Raw genomic sequence first — 1,053 nt, 5'->3', positions numbered from 1 at the left:
GTGAATCGAGACGTTGACACCGCCGGCGATCGCCAGCTCGCAACCGCCTTGTTGCAAGCTCTGGCAGGCCAGATGAATCGCCGTCAGCGAAGACGAACACATCGTATCGACGGCAAGGCTCGGCCCGTGCAGGTTGAAGAAGTACGACACCCTGTTGGCGATCGAAGCCGGACTTCCCGCCAGCGCGATCGGGCGGCCAAGCAGCGTCTCCTGTGCGCCGTACAGCTGATACTCTTCGTACATCACGCCGACATAGACCCCAACGTTGCCGTCAAGCCCCCGTCCGCGCTGCTTGGCGAGCGTCTCGCGGGTATAACCGGCGTCTTCCATCGCTTCATAGACGGTCTGCATGAACAGTCGCTCCTGCGGGTCCATGAGCTCCGCCTCGCGCGGGGAGATGTTGAAGAACAGCGGATCGAATTGATCCACGCCGTCAATAAATCCGCCCCATTTGCTGTTCGTCTTGCCCGCCTTGTTTTTGTCCGGGTCAAAATAGAGGCTATGATCCCAGCGTTCTTGAGGAATCTCCGTGATCGAATCCTCGCCGTCCCGCAGATTGCCCCAGAATTCCTGAAGGTTGCGCGCCCCCGGATAGCGGCCGGAGACGCCGATGATCGCGACGTCCAGCTTGCCGTTCGCTCCCTCTTCTTGTGCATGCGCCATCGAAGTGAACCGCTGACGTCGACGGCTGACGAACGCCGTCCGTTCCGGCGTCTCCTTGACCGCAGGCTTGCGGGCCGGCGCGGCGTCTTGCGCCGGTTCCTCGTCCCCTGTCAGCCGCACCAGTTGCGCTCGATGCGAGTCGAGGAAGTACCCAGCCAGGTCTCGGAGGTTCTGGTACTCAAAAAAGAGCGTCTTGGGCAAAGAGCCAAATGTTTTTTCCAACTGGTTGGTCAGCTTCATCACCAGCATGGAATCAATCCCGTACTGTTCGAGCGGCGCATCCGCGTCAAGGCGGCTCACCGGCCATTTCAAAACGGTGGACACCTGCTCTTTGAGATACGCGATCGCTCTCTCCTGCAAGGGGTCCGCGCTCGCAGCAGCTACCTCTTC

The 1,053-nt window shown here is 60.4% G+C and carries 1 protein-coding gene; it reads right to left on the bottom strand.

Translation table 11 applies throughout. The features are described 5' to 3' along the window. The coding region (locus tag L696_RS28230; protein WP_245233283.1) for an acyl carrier protein at positions 1-1,053 on the bottom strand (1,053 nt) is incomplete at both ends.

The sequence above is a fragment of the Paenibacillus maysiensis genome, from assembly GCF_000520815.1.
In the GTDB taxonomy this organism is placed as follows: Bacteria; Bacillota; Bacilli; order Paenibacillales; family Paenibacillaceae; genus Paenibacillus; species Paenibacillus maysiensis.
Note: the sequence above shows the minus strand (reverse complement) of the source record. Positions and strands in the feature narration are given on the sequence as shown.